This window comes from Exiguobacterium alkaliphilum (assembly GCF_018138125.1).
GTDB classification, from domain to species: Bacteria; Bacillota; Bacilli; order Exiguobacteriales; family Exiguobacteriaceae; genus Exiguobacterium; species Exiguobacterium alkaliphilum.
Window position 1 is genome coordinate 2241115 of record NZ_CP073101.1, and the last position, 13499, is coordinate 2254613.

At 52.6% G+C, this 13499-nt stretch carries 18 protein-coding genes; 4 read left to right on the forward strand and 14 right to left on the reverse strand.

Going from position 1 to position 13499, the window contains the following annotated elements; translation table 11 throughout:
- Positions 1–59 precede the first annotated feature (59 nt).
- The 5 genes from KB235_RS11575 to KB235_RS11595 form a co-directional block, all read right to left on the reverse strand.
- Entirely contained in the window at positions 60–1151 is a 1092-nt protein-coding gene (locus tag KB235_RS11575) for a virulence factor (RefSeq protein ID WP_034807637.1), read from the reverse strand.
- A 72-nt stretch (positions 1152–1223) separates the two neighbouring features.
- Complete coding sequence (locus KB235_RS11580; protein WP_034809525.1) at positions 1224–1463, reverse strand: hypothetical protein; 240 nt, start codon at positions 1461–1463, stop codon at positions 1224–1226.
- Positions 1464–1531: 68 nt separating this feature from the next.
- Positions 1532–2092 (reverse strand): NADPH-dependent FMN reductase, encoded by a 561-nt coding sequence (locus KB235_RS11585; RefSeq protein WP_034809528.1) that lies wholly within the window; start codon positions 2090–2092, stop codon positions 1532–1534.
- Entirely contained in the window at positions 2079–2795 is a 717-nt protein-coding gene (locus KB235_RS11590; RefSeq protein ID WP_211779702.1) for an alpha/beta fold hydrolase, read from the reverse strand. Before KB235_RS11590 ends, KB235_RS11585 begins: the two co-directional genes overlap by 14 nt.
- Positions 2792–3364: a GNAT family N-acetyltransferase gene (locus KB235_RS11595; RefSeq protein WP_034809529.1), complete on the reverse strand. Its 573-nt coding sequence runs from the start codon at positions 3362–3364 to the stop codon at positions 2792–2794. The genes KB235_RS11590 and KB235_RS11595 overlap by 4 nt, the downstream gene beginning before the upstream one ends.
- A 141-nt stretch (positions 3365–3505) precedes the next feature.
- Here KB235_RS11595 and KB235_RS11600 point away from each other — a divergent pair, with 141 nt between their 5' ends.
- Together KB235_RS11600 and KB235_RS11605 are read left to right on the forward strand one after the other, a co-directional pair.
- Positions 3506–4237, forward strand: coding sequence for a hypothetical protein (locus KB235_RS11600; RefSeq protein WP_034809531.1), 732 nt, complete (start codon positions 3506–3508; stop codon positions 4235–4237).
- Between the two features lie 333 nt (positions 4238–4570).
- A complete protein-coding gene (locus KB235_RS11605; RefSeq protein ID WP_245175556.1) occupies positions 4571–4798 on the forward strand; it encodes an FHA domain-containing protein in 228 nt (75 codons plus the stop codon).
- Positions 4799–4842: 44 nt separating this feature from the next.
- On the opposite strand, the gene KB235_RS11610 is transcribed toward KB235_RS11605, so the two are convergent.
- From KB235_RS11610 to KB235_RS11640, 7 genes are all read right to left on the reverse strand, one after another.
- On the reverse strand, positions 4843–6105 hold the full coding sequence (locus tag KB235_RS11610; protein ID WP_034809560.1) for a PTS ascorbate transporter subunit IIC: 1263 nt from the start codon (positions 6103–6105) through the stop codon (positions 4843–4845).
- A gap of 34 nt (positions 6106–6139) precedes the next feature.
- Positions 6140–6406, reverse strand: coding sequence for a PTS sugar transporter subunit IIB (locus KB235_RS11615; protein WP_034809562.1), 267 nt, complete (start codon positions 6404–6406; stop codon positions 6140–6142).
- A gap of 3 nt (positions 6407–6409) precedes the next feature.
- A complete protein-coding gene (locus KB235_RS11620; protein WP_211779703.1) occupies positions 6410–8428 on the reverse strand; it encodes a BglG family transcription antiterminator in 2019 nt (672 codons plus the stop codon).
- A 148-nt stretch (positions 8429–8576) separates the two neighbouring features.
- Positions 8577–8771 carry a hypothetical protein gene (locus KB235_RS11625; RefSeq protein WP_034818007.1) on the reverse strand — a complete coding sequence of 65 codons (195 nt, stop codon included), beginning with the start codon at positions 8769–8771 and terminating at the stop codon, positions 8577–8579.
- 1 nt (position 8772) lies between these two features.
- Positions 8773–9297, reverse strand: a complete 525-nt coding sequence (locus KB235_RS11630; RefSeq protein ID WP_211779704.1) for a hypothetical protein — start codon at positions 9295–9297, stop codon at positions 8773–8775.
- Entirely contained in the window at positions 9294–9881 is a 588-nt protein-coding gene (locus KB235_RS11635; protein WP_211779705.1) for a phosphatase PAP2 family protein, read from the reverse strand. The genes KB235_RS11630 and KB235_RS11635 overlap by 4 nt, the downstream gene beginning before the upstream one ends.
- Positions 9881–10426, reverse strand: a complete 546-nt coding sequence (locus KB235_RS11640; RefSeq protein ID WP_034818033.1) for a phosphatidylglycerophosphatase A family protein — start codon at positions 10424–10426, stop codon at positions 9881–9883. Before KB235_RS11640 ends, KB235_RS11635 begins: the two co-directional genes overlap by 1 nt.
- 176 nt (positions 10427–10602) lie before the next feature.
- Between KB235_RS11640 and KB235_RS11645 the strand changes: the two genes are divergently transcribed.
- Positions 10603–11112, forward strand: coding sequence for a YjcG family protein (locus KB235_RS11645; protein ID WP_034818006.1), 510 nt, complete (start codon positions 10603–10605; stop codon positions 11110–11112).
- A 2-nt stretch (positions 11113–11114) separates the two neighbouring features.
- On the opposite strand, the gene KB235_RS11650 is transcribed toward KB235_RS11645, so the two are convergent.
- Positions 11115–11303 (reverse strand): hypothetical protein, encoded by a 189-nt coding sequence (locus tag KB235_RS11650; protein WP_211779706.1) that lies wholly within the window; start codon positions 11301–11303, stop codon positions 11115–11117.
- A gap of 84 nt (positions 11304–11387) precedes the next feature.
- A complete protein-coding gene (gene fabI / locus KB235_RS11655; RefSeq protein WP_034809575.1) occupies positions 11388–12161 on the reverse strand; it encodes an enoyl-ACP reductase FabI in 774 nt (257 codons plus the stop codon).
- A 149-nt stretch (positions 12162–12310) separates the two neighbouring features.
- Between fabI and KB235_RS11660 the strand changes: the two genes are divergently transcribed.
- Positions 12311–13477, forward strand: coding sequence for an FtsW/RodA/SpoVE family cell cycle protein (locus tag KB235_RS11660; RefSeq protein ID WP_211779707.1), 1167 nt, complete (start codon positions 12311–12313; stop codon positions 13475–13477).
- Positions 13478–13499: the final 22 nt, after the last annotated feature.

Here is a 13499-nt window from a genome sequence, read left to right on the forward strand (position 1 = left end):
TCGTCCCCCTCCCTTTGCCTATTCTTGTAAAAGATGACGAAACTTTGTTGTCGAATGATTTATTTCGCACGATTCGAAATTTGTTGCCATACCGTCCCGAGTGCCGTCTCGCCGCTCGTGATCCGCTCTTTCGCCAAACGCGCTTGGAGCGCCACTTCGAACTCGGCGTCGTCCTCAGCGATTCTCAACGCCGGTACGGCTTGTTCGTCACCACAATCGAACAAGAAGCGGGCCGCTCGCCAGCGGACGAGCTTACTCTTATCTTTCAACGCTTCAATCATCGAAGGTTGCGATTGCGGGAGCGCCCAGTCGGACACGGTGTCCCCTGCTGTACGACGCACGATCGGCGATGAGTCGACGAGTGCCTGTTCGATATACGTGACGTACTCTTCCCGGTTCGTTTCAAACATCCCAATCATGACGACCGCTTGACGGCGAATCGCCATCACGTTATCCTCGAGCGCACGTCGGAAATAGACGATATTATCCGGGACAATCTCGAGTTCGTCTAGAAACGCCAATCGCTCTTTCCAGTTATCGGATTGCAAACGGTTCGCATTCGCCTCGTAGTCGGCCTCACGTCCGAACGCGCGCGCGACGATTCGCGTCACGCGGTCTTGCGGGTACGCCGCCTCGAGTTCCTCCAAGACGACGTCCGCCACGTCTCCCAATTCACCATAGCGCGGTGCCTGTTCGACCCAGCGCCGGTCTTGAATCACATTTTTCACTTGTGCCTGCACATCAATCGCCGCATCGACGAAACGTTTCGATAGGCCGACTCGCTTCTCTTCGTCCCCTTTGACGAGCTTGATTTGCATCGGCACGTCTAAAATGAACTGGATCGACACATGTACCGGCTCGTAATCCGCTGCCATCCGAGCGGCGGACACTTCTGGCACGTCTTCACCGAAGGCGCGACGAATCTCGTTCATGACGTCGTGCCAGTCATGCTTCGGATGCCGCTCGACTGCCAAAAAGTCCGAGACGGCATAGACCGACTTGACGCCGCGCAGGGCAACGATATCTGAAATGACGTCCGGGACGTCCGTGCTCGCCTTGTCATACGTGACGCCTCTACCTGTGAACGCTGGCTCGACGATAATTTTCAGATTGTTCGGGCTCGGCGTCGGTTCGATTGCTATCAGTTTCATTGTCATCACCTCACCCTCAATCGTGACGAAAACGACAAAAAAACGCAAGCGAGTCGCTTGCGTTTGTGAACGTTAGAATAGGGCGATGAACTGTTGGAGTGAATACGTTTCGCCTTCGGCAGTGAACGTATCGTCTTCGGCGATTGGCTCGAGGAAGAACGTTTTCTCGCCATCAGCTTTCACATAGCCAAAGATGTGACCCGTCTGATAGAACATCTCCACAATCGTCACTCGTCCGAACGTCATCCCGTCATTGATGACTGCCCGGTCCTCTAACTCGCCGCCGTTGTACAGTTCAATATACGTTTCCATGTTGTAGTCGCTCCCTTTGTGTTTGTTTTCACAATTCATTTCTATCAAACAAATGAAGGGAGTTCAAGTTAAGATTTTGCGTGACGCTTCCAAAAATCAATCCAATTGTAATACTCAGATAACACTTTTTGAATTTGAACAATCGACTTCTCATCATGCAATCCATCAGTACCAATCTTTTCTTTACAATGCGTAATGAAAATTTCGTTTCCTGGTAAAACGTTTGCCTTATTTGTGGCAAATATTTGACGGAGGTGGATTTGGCAACGGGCCGTCCCGAGGATGCCCGGCGAGGCGCCGGCAATCATAACCGGTTTACCGCCGAGCGGTGAACCCGGTTCGAGCGAGAGCCAGTCGATCGCATTTTTCAGGACGCCAGGGATGCTATGGTTATATTCGGGCGTGACGACGAGAAACCCGTCCGCTTCACGCACTGCTCGTTTGAATGCGATGACCGCTTCCGGTTCATCCGGATCGATTAAGTCATCGTTATATAGCGGCAGTTCGATCGAGTGAATCGAAATGTCGAATCGACCGCGTGCAAGTTCGATAATCGAGTGCAAGAGCGCCGTGTTGTATGATGCTTTACGTAGGCTGCCCGATACTGCGACGAGTTTAAACGGTTCCATGGAATTCCTCCTTAAGCCAAGCGTTGATGAGTCGTGCCTCTTCTTCTGGTGCTTCCATCATCCCCATATGACTGACGGGAAGTTTGCGGCAAGTATGACGTTCGGCACCGAGGAACGCCCGCGCCTCATCCATGTTCGGGTCTTTCTTTCCATATACGAATAGGCCCGGCAAGCCCGTATGGCGCACCGTATCGGTCTCATCGGCCCGGTCTCGGATGGCGAGTTGGGCCGAGATGATGCCTTCCTTCGACATCTTGTAGCCGATCTGTTTCGCTCGTTCGATAAGCGCTTCAGCGGAATCCTTTGCGAACACGCTCGGAATCATCGTGTCGATAAACGGAACGACCCCTTCTTCAACGACGCGCTCGATTGCTTGATTGCGCTTTTCCCTTGCCTCGTCCGTATCCGAAGCGGCGGTCGAATGAATCAAACCGAAGCCCGACAATTCGTCCGGATACCGGCGCAGCAAGTTCGTCGTGATATAGCCACCGAACGAGTGGCCGAGCACGACCGGGCGCGCGATGTCCCGCAATCGAATTTCTTCGATCACCCAATCCGCAAACGCATCCATCGTCTCCGGTCCGCCAACTTGTCCGTTATGGCCAGGTAACGTCAATGCATACACCTCCGCCTCAAGGAGCGGCTCGAGCGCGTCGAAATAATCCGGCGATCCACATAACCCGTGCAACATTACGACGTTCATCCTCGTTCCCCCCTCATCACCCACTCGTCTCGTAACAACCGGTACATCGTCAAATCCATGAATCGTCCATGACTATACGCATAGTCATGGAGCAACCCTTCTTCGGTGAAGCCAAGTTTTTGAACCAATCGATTCGACCCGTCATTCTCCGGGGCGACGAGTGCCGAGATGCGATGAAACTTGAACTCGTTGAACCCGTGGTTGATGACGGCCGTCGCCGCCTCGTGCGCCACACCCTGGCGCCAATGACTCTTCGCGACTTCAAAGCCAATCTCGGCCCGGTAATATTGCGGGGTCCAATTATGGAAGCCAATCGTCCCGACCAGCTCGTCGGTCACACGGTCGCAAATGGCCCAACGGATCGCTTTGCCTTGCTGGAACTGGTCTTTGAAATAGGCGATGACGTTCTTTGCTTCATAGACGGCAAGGAGCGGGTCGGACCCGTAGTATCGCATGACGTCCTCGGTCGACAAAATCGTATAGAGCGCCCGGGCGTCACGAGGTTCAAGCTCTCTCAGCGTGAAGCGATTCGTAGCGAGCTCCGGAAAACTTTTCTTTAACCCCCACATAATGAACCCGCCTTTCTTTATCCTTTTTTCAATTATAGCTTGTTTTCCTCCAAAATCGTCAGTTCAACCCTCTCGAACATGGCGTACCGGAAATGGATTTGCTAAAATTAAGGAAAGCGACTTCGAACTGAGGGGATAAACATGTCAAAACAGTTATTCTACATGAAACAAGACCGGGAATTACAACGTTTCACACTGCACGGCGTAACGTTGAGCGATGTCGCCGAGGCGCTCTCGCTCGCCCGCCCGATGATTATCTGCCGAACGGACGTCAAAGGGATGCGCCAATCGACGCGGACCCGTTTCCGTTATATCGAGGCGCATGAACTCGCCACGTTTTCATCACGATATTTGAACAATCAGACGACGTTCACCGCCATCGACTTTCCGGACTATCATGTGCTCGAATCGTTATCGGACCACGAGATTGCCGAGATTCTGTTTTTAAGCCATATGGAACGAGGGTTGAAAACGCCGTTTCTTCACTCGATTCAAAATGAGATTGCGTTCTTCAACGAAGCGAACGATCGACATAGTAGCCTATACATAAGAGATTGGGCCTCGATCAATCGTTTTCTTCAAAGCGTGCTTCAGAGCAAACTCGACCGTGACATCCGAAACATCAGCTTCGTCCCGATCCCGCTCCAAGTCATCGATGAATTGCTCACCCTTGCCCCGCAAGGGTTGATTATCGACTTCGACCATACGAAACGGAGCTTGTTCAATCGCTATATCACCATTTCCTTCTACGTGGCGGGCCGTTACGAGGACATGTCGGTGTTAGAAGAAGACTTCGACGCGAAGAAAGAATCGATTGCGCTCAAAGGCCAATTGACGTATCGACGCCGCACATGGGAAATCGAGCGGTTTTAAGTTCATCGATGTACCGAACAGACAAGAGCCTTCATGTTTTAGGTTCTTTTTTGTTATTGCGGGCAGGCAAAATCTACTTGAAACCGCATCGGACCGGCGCATAAATACTATTTTTAAATTTTGATAACAAATTGTCTAAATTTTTCGTTAAATTGACTCTTTTCTTTTTGGGACAGGGCGTTATACTAGGAATAACCTTCTCGAGGAAGCGAAGGCAATATAGAGAAAGCGAGGTGAAAATCTATTCATCACGCAGATGGATAGATACACGAAATGGAACAACTGAAAGTACAGGGAATCTCTTCGTTCACCAAGTTTGCGACGAATGGAAAAATGCTGAAATTAAAAGATGCCATTGCCGGCGAGCAACGAATTTCGCTCCAAGAAGCGACCGATATTCAAGTCTCGATGCTCGACGAGGACCATTCGCGCTTCACTATATTCGGTCAGACGAACCCGCTCGTGGAACTGACCTTGCCTCACCACTCTTGTGACGTGCTCCATGCCTGGTTACTGCACAAGCTGAAACGACAAAAAATCAAATTGGCCTCGAACGCCTGACGAAAAGCCGTCCCCTTTGAAAGGGACGGCTTTTCTCATGCGCCTCACGTGAAGAGCGAGACGAACCAGCTGATTAGAATCCCGACGAGCGCGAAGTCGGAGTCGCCGAACGTCGTACTCTCGAACCCGAGATTTCCGAGGAGCGGCAACAATAGTGCTGGCAAGAAGGAAATCAATAACCCGTTCGCAAACGCACCGAGCAAGGCACCACGCCGTCCGCCGGTCGCGTTCCCGAACACCCCGGCCGTTGCCCCAGTGAAGAAGTGTGGCACTAGACCTGGGACGATGACCGCGAGCCCGAAGAGCGGCAAGAAGAACATCGCAATCAATCCGGCCGTGAAGCTCGCCAAGAAGCCGATGATGACGGCGTTCGGTGCGAACGGGAAAACCGTCGGACAGTCGAGCGCCGGTTTGGCGTTTGGTACCATCTTGTCGGCAATCCCTTTGAACGCAGGCACGATTTCCGCGATCAACATCCGGACACCCGCGAGGACGATATAGACACCCGCCGCAAACGTGATTGCTTGAATGACCGAGAAGACGATATAGTTCGATCCGCCTGAAAGTTCACTTTCAATGAACGCCGGACCGGCGAACAAGGCGACGACGATGAACAAGAGCGTCATCGTCAAGGAGACGGCGACTGACGTATCGCGAAGGAAACCAAGCTGTTTCGGTACTTTAATCTGTTCCGTTGAATGCTCTTTGTTCCCGGCATATTTCCCGATCGTCCCAGAGACGAAATACCCGAGTGAACCGAAGTGTCCGACCGCAAAGTCGTCCGATCCCGTGATTTGACGGACGAACGGTTGCAAGAGCGCCGGGAAGAGCACCATACACAATCCGAGTAGCACCGAGCCGACGGCGACGAGCATGACGCCTTCAAGTCCCGATACCGAAAGAATCGCAGCGAGCAAGCTCGCCATGAAGAGCGTATGGTGACCCGTCAAGAAAATATACTTGAACGGGGTGAAACGAGCCAAGACGATGTTCATAATCATCCCGAACACCATGATCATCGCCGTCTCGACACCGAACGCGTCTTGAGCGACGGCGACGATCGCCTCGTTGTTCGGGATGACCCCGCGAATACTGAACGCCTCATCGAACATCCGTCCAAAGATGTCGAGCGCGGCGATAATGACACCGGCCCCGGCGCCAATGATGACGAATCCCATGATCGTCTTCAACGTCCCCGAAACGACGGACGCGACGTCTTTCTTTTGAAGCATGAGGCCGATCAGCGCAAACAACCCGACCAGAATCGCTGGTGTTCCCAATATATCTCGCATTATCAAATCAAGCATACGTTGTTCCCCCTCCCTGTCCCGAAATTGTTCGTTAAAGCTTGTCGCTCAAGTGAGCTTTGATCTGCTCGATATCCATCACGTTCTCGAGTGCGACGATCGTCCGCGTCCCGTCATCTAACGTCGTGATGATGTCTTTTGCGCCGAGGTAAATATCCGCCGGTTCCGTCCGAGCCGTGGCGATGTCCGTGTGCGACACTTCCGCTTCCTTCCCCATCTGTTCGAGCGCTTTTTTCACGTTCAACTCCATGATGAAACTTGATCCTAACCCGTTCCCGCATACTACTAAAATCTTTTTCATGATTTATTCCTCCTCCGAATATTTAGTGATGACTTGTAACATTTGTTCAATCGATTCGGCGTGTAATACTTCTGACAAATCGGTACCGTTACCGAGCAGCTCTGTCAGTTGTGCTAGTGCTTTTAAATGTGTCGTCTGATCGATCGCCGCGAGGACGAAGAAGAGACGGACGGGCTTGTCGGTCGGAAAGACGACCGGTTCTGTCAGTTTTAAGACGCTCATGCCGAGCTCGCGGACCCCGTCTTCAGGACGAGCGTGCGGAATGGCCACGTCCGGCATCAACACGATATACGGGCCATGCTGTTCCACGTTGTCAATCATCGTCTCAACATAACGCGTCTCAATCGCGCCGATTACTTCAAGCGGCCGGGCCGCGAGGCGGATCGCCTCTTGCCAATCACTTGCACGTTCCATCAACTGCACGTTGTCGTGCGTAATCAATTCATTTAACACTGGTTGTTCCCCCTCTGACCTCATCGGGTTTTGATTCGGATTGAGCAACGCCCGAAGCTCTCGTCTCAGTTGCCGTTCATTCGTAACCGTCGCGTGCTTCTCAATCACGTGCATCACGTCATCGAGTTGGAGCGGAACCTCTTGTACGTTGTGAAAGAAGCGCTTTCCGATTTCTCGCTTCAAGGCGACTTGTTCGAGCCGTGTCGGCAACGTCGGGACGAGCATGACGTGTGCGACCTGTTGCACGTCACGCGGGAGCGGCACCGTCGTGAAGACGATGTCGACAAGTGGCGCGAACCGCTCCACGTCACGCTGTGAAATCGGTGGCAAGAATACGAACTCCGGGAACTGGTTTTTCAGGATATAATCGAGCATATGCGAGACGCTCACCCCGCTCGGACAGACGACGATGGCCTTCATCTTGTCATCTAAGTGCTGTCCTTGACGATGGAGATGCGCCGCGAAGTGAAGCGTATAGTACATCACTTCGTGTTTCGGAATCACCTTGTCGATTCGTTTGCGAAACGGCTCGAGCGACTTGTCGACGAGCACGTTCAAGACTTGATGTTCTTTCATCACATAGCGCTCAAGCTCCCGAGGCGCCTCGAGGCCGGTGTACACACGCTGGAGCGTGGCCTTCGAATGAAGGACGAGCTTCTCACATAACGCCTCACGTTCGATGATGAACGTACAGCTCAACGCCTCGAACCGTTCGATGACTTCCATCATGACGAGCGACAAATCTTGCTGGACGTTCGCGTCCATCTCCTCTTCCATTTTTGGCCCGCTCTTGACGAGCATATCGAGCGTGACCCATAAATGAGGCACTTGGTTAAAATGTTCTCGTAGCGATTCATCCGTGTTCTCGAACAATATCACGTCTTCCTCGTCATGCGCTTCCGTCCGGGCGAGTCGGCTACCGAGCAACAAAAAGTAAGCGAGCTTCTCGCGATGACTTTCGACAAAACGAAACTGGTGTAGCTGTTCATACGACTCAATCTGTTTGATTAAACGGTCGCGGTCGGTCTGCCACGTGTCGATGACGGCACTGATCAACCGCTCTTTCGTCGACAGCTCGACCAAACGTTCGACCGCCCGATACAAGTAGAGGGCAATCGTCTGCGGATGTCCGTTGACGTGATAACCAGTACGCCGCGTATAGGCGAAGTCGAGCCCGAACTGGGCGGCACTCGCCTTGACGGCGTTCAAACTCTCTTGCACCGTGAACTTCGAGACGTCGAGCAGCTGTTGATAATGGACGCCCGACAAAAACTCGTCTGTCGTCAACGTGTAAAAGATGATTAACAGTTCGCGTTCATCTTCAGAGAAGAGTAGCTCGGCCCGTTCGACCTGCTCCTGAATGCGTGGGTCGTCGAGCAGTCGAATCGACGTCCCTTCCATCTCTAGACGTGGCAAATCGCGATCGCTCAGCCACTGCTGAATCCGTTCCAATTCATATTCAATCGTCCGTTTCGAATACGGCAACATCATTGTGAGCAATGGTAACGTCACGTCGTTCTCATGCATGAGAACTTGGATAATCCGTTTGCTTTTTTCATTTAGTAACATAGTAGAGGCCTCCTACACCTTCAGTATACGAGAGAAATCAGCCCTTTATGTAAGCGTTTACGACAGGATTTCCGGGCCGACCCTTCAAAAATTCTGTCTGACCGCTAGCGGACAGAAAAAGGCGAGGGATTCCCCTCGCCTCATCGATTCATTCCGCCGCCGGTGCTTGTTCGTTTCGTCGGTAAATCGTCACACCACCATGTTTCGCTTCCCCAACGACGTGAAACAACCACCCTTTCTCGACCAATAAGGAACGCACCGTCAAAAAGTCCTCTTTCGGGACGGTCACTTCCCCGATTTCACCGTCAAGCAGACGTTGCATCTGCGTTTCCCACTCGTTCATCTCACGCTCCCCTTTCCACTTCGGCATTGGCCCAAGCGAATAATCGTTGCCCGGTCGTGACGACGTCCCCGGGTACATATACGTCTTCCGGCACGCGAGACACAGCAGTCAAATCCAACCGGCTTGCCAAGACGATCTCGTCATCAAGCATTTCTTTCAAGTATTGAAGCGCAAACCCTAGAACGTCTTCGTCCGTCGTCTTCCCACTCATCGCGAGCGCTTTTTCGTATGCCGCATCCGACTCGTTCGCTCTCAACAGCACACGTCCCCCTTGAAGCAAAGCGAAAGGCGGCAATGCGTCGACATGGAACACTTCATACGCCTTATACGCGGTCTCGTCGCATGACAACAGCGGGATGAACGCGTTAGCCGCCGTCCATTTTTTCAACTGGAACAACGTCCGCATCGGGGTGAACGAACGGGCCCTGGTCTGGTCTTTCTCCACTAAAATCGTCGGGACGGCTGCCTGATCGGCTGTCAGTTGATCCATGAACAACCAACTCTCGACTTCTGTCACAAGTATCAATTCTGTTTCCTCCTCAACCACCACTCGGAGACGACGATGACGACGATTGCCACGAACCAGCCCCCGAGGACGTCACTAAAGTAATGAACGTTTAATACGACTCGGCTGAATGAGACGAAGACGACGAGCGTCATCGCCAACAAGACGAGTACGGACGAACGATTTGCCCGATAGAGCGAATAGGCAATCAACCCGTAGAGGGCGAGCGACCCTGAAGCGTGTCCGCTTGGGAAGCTATACGTCGTCGCATCGAGAGCAGCGTCGATGAGCGGACGTTCGATGCCATAGACGAGCTTTAGCAATTGCGTCAATAGGAGCGTGCCGATGACGACGATCGGCAAGCGGAATGCCTCGCCTCGATTGCCGCGCCATAGCCAGAACAACATCCCGACGAACGAGAGCCCGATCAAGACGCGCACGCTTCCGAGCTCCGTAATATAGGCGAACGTCGGCCCGGCGAGCGGCGCAAACCGTTCATAGACGAACGTATCGATTGGTGCGGCCGCCCCTAGAACGACAATCACCGAGACGAGGGCATAGCCCAGCGTCCCGGCGAAGAGGAGCAGTTTAGCTCGACGATCCATCAATATAATCCTTTTCGTTCGCGCATCTCGTCTTCTCCGAAATCGGTCATGTCACGCAAGCGGTGCGCGAGTCGACCAGAGGCGTTCGCGGCAATCGCGCCGACGAGGTCGTCCATGAACGTATGGACTTGACCATCCTCCATCTTCGTGTCGAGCTGCTTGATGATTCCGATTTTCGCTTTATCTAAGTAACCGAACGTCGTGACCGCAATCGAACCGTACGTGTTGACGGCCCCGATCGCGATTGTCTCGTCGACCCCGAACAAACCTTCGTCCGATGCGACGATGGACAAGAGCGGCTCCGACAACTGACCGCGCTCGGCCAAGATGTCGAGTTCAGATCCGACGAGGATGGCGTGCTGCAGTTCGCGTTTATCGAGCACGGCCTCGACCGAGTCCATGCAATCTTTTAACGTCAAGTGCGGCGAATAAGGCGCCTGCATCTGATAGACGATTTCACCGATTGATTCAATCGATACGCCTCGTTCAATCAAACGGGCCCGTGCGGCCTCGCGGACGTCTCGTGAGTGCGGTACATTTTTCATAATTAGGCGGGCGCTCGTCCCGCTCCACATCCTTTCCTCTCGAGGACATGATACGTCCTCATCGTACTTCCATTCCATTATACTGAAAAATCGAAAAAAAGACTAAGCCCGCTTTGACTTCCCTCCATAAATCGTTCATCATAAATGGGAAGACCACTATTAAAGGGGGAACTGGAATGAAGATTGGGGTAGTCTTATTTCCATCAAAACAAGTTCAAGATTTCGCCAACTCGTATCGGAAGCGTTACGATACAAAGTACGCGCTCATCTCACCACACGTGACGGTTAAAGAGCGTACGGAAGTAGACGAAGCCGACTTGCCGAGAGTGCTCGAATATTTGCAGCAAGTCGCCGACGAGACGAAGCCGATCCAATTGAAGATTGATGGTGTCCGCTCGTTCGCACCGACGAATAACGTCCTCTACTTAAAAGTGTTACCGACACGCGAATTGGCGACGCTCCAACAAAAATTACATGAAGGCGTCCTCAATCAGCCGCCGAAATACGAGTTCCTGCCGCATATCACAATCGGTCAAGACTTGGCCGATGCCGAGCTGTTCGATGTGCTCGAGCGTATGCGGATGGAACAAGTCCATTTCGAAGAGACGATCACACGGATGGCCGTCATGTATGAGCTTGAAAACGAAACGTGGAACGTCTATGAGACGTTCCGGTTCCGCGGATAATATTAGACGCTCCGGTCGATAAGACGACCGGGGCTTTTCTGTTGTTCGGCTTCTAACCATTCTTCTTGCCGAGGCCGAATCCGCTGTACCCGCTTGATGCGCGTCACCGGTTCGATGCTTGCCCGTTCAGTTGGTTGGACTTGGCGATTCCCGTATTGGACGACTGTGAAATCAACCTGATAAGGACCCATGACTTCCCCTCCCTCACAGGTCCTTACCCGAAACCGTTCCACGATAATACAAAAAAGGGCGCATTGCCGCACCCTTTCCCAAACTTATAAAATATGGTAGCCGCTATCGACGTGGATGACTTCTCCCGTCACGCCGCTGCCCATGCTAGACAAGAGGAACAATGCGGTCGATGCCACTTCTTCTGCCGAGACGTTGCGACGAAGTGGTGCCTTCTGCTCAAGTTCAGACAAGATGCTGTTGAAGTCACCGACGCCTTTTGCCGAAAGCGTGCGAATCGGACCAGCTGAAATGGCGTTGACGCGGACGCCTTGAGGGCCGTATTCGTTCGCCAAGTATGTGACGCTCGAGTCGAGCGCGGCTTTCGCGACGCCCATCAAGTTGTAGTTCGGCACGACGCGTTCTCCACCGAGATACGTAAGCGTGATGACCGCGGCGTCAGCGGCGAAATATGGTTTCGCTGCTTTGACGACAGCCGTCAAGCTGTAAGCCGAGATATCGAGCGCTTGGGCGAACTGCCCGCGCGTCATCTCAGAGAATTCACCCCGGAGCGCCTCTTTGTCCGCGAACGCGATCGAGTGCGCGATTCCTTGAATCTCGCCCGCTTGTTCATGGATCGTTTTGAACGTCGTGTCAATCGCTTCGTCATTCGTCACATCACACTCGAGCAGGAGCGCGTCTCCTTTAAGTTCAGCTGCGAGTGACTCGAGTCCCGACTTGAACCGTTCCGCGGCATACGTGAGCACGAGCTTCGCTCCGGCTTCGTCTAGCGTTTTGGCAATCGCCCAGGCGATTGAACGTTTATTGGCGATCCCCATGACGACGTATGTCTTGTTCGTTAACGTTGGATAGATTGACATTGTAAACTCCCCTTTTTTAGTACCTGGTTATAATATCTGTTATAAGATTACAGAACGGTGTCTGTTTTGTCAACCGACTCAGAACGTATTGCGATTTTTTTTAGTTAATGTAAGATAAAATACGTATAGAAAGGGTGACACGACTCCACATGAACCGCATTCAATCTTATTTTAAAAGTTTGGACACGACGCTGTTGACCATCGTCTTCATTTTGATGGTGATTAGCCTCGGAGCCATCTACACGGCCCAGCCGATGCTCCCTGTCCGCCTGCAAGGCATCAACTTTGCCGTCCAACAAGCCACTTGGTATGTCATCGGGTTCGTGGCGATGCTTGTCGTCATGACGATCGAATATGAACAGCTTCGAAAGATTCATTGGTTTTTATATGCGTTCGGTCTGATTTTACTCGGTGGGCTCATCCCGCTCCGCGACACGACGCTCGTCCCGAACATCAACGGGGCGTACGGCTGGTATAACTTGCCGGGATTCAGCTTCCAACCGGCAGAGTTCATGAAGTTGTTCTTATTGATCACGATGTCGACCATCATCTATGACCATAACAAACGATTCGGCACATCGCAGCTCGACACGTGGCTGTTGACGAAACTCGTGCTCGTGACGTTGCCGCCGCTCGGGCTCATCGTGACACAGCCTGACCTCGGGATTGGACTCGTCTTGATCACGATGCTCGGTGCGGTCATCATCGTCTCCGGGATCGGTTGGAAGTGGCTCCTCGGCCTGTTCACAGCGGCCGGAATCGCCATCGGCGGATTCATGTATCTGTTCTTCTTCCAGTTCGAGACGCTCTCGAAGATTTTCCCTGGTCACGCGCTCAACCGTTTTCAGGCCTGGATTTATCCGTACGAGTATTCGGACGATTTGGCGTTCCAGCTCATCAAATCGCTCCAAGCGATCGGCTCGGGACAAATGTTTGGGGCCGGTTACGGCCAAGGGCTCGTCTATTTGCCCGAATCCCAAACCGATTTTATCTTTGCCGTCATCGCCGAGCACTACGGCTTTATCGGTGCCGCGATCGTCATCATCGTCTTCTTCTTGTTCTTGTATCGCATGATCCATATCGCCCTCGAGTCGAGCAGCCCGTTCGGCAGCTATATCGTTACCGGCATCGTCGCCATGTTCACGTTCCAAGTGTTCCAAAACATCGGCATGACGATTGGGGTAGTTCCAATCACCGGTTTGCCACTCCCGTTCGTCAGTTACGGCGGGACGTCGTTACTCATGAACATGATTGCCGTCGGCCTCGTCATGAACGTTGCCTCGAAATCAAAAACGTATATGTTTGACGACGATTGACCAACAGCCCCGGACGCTCATT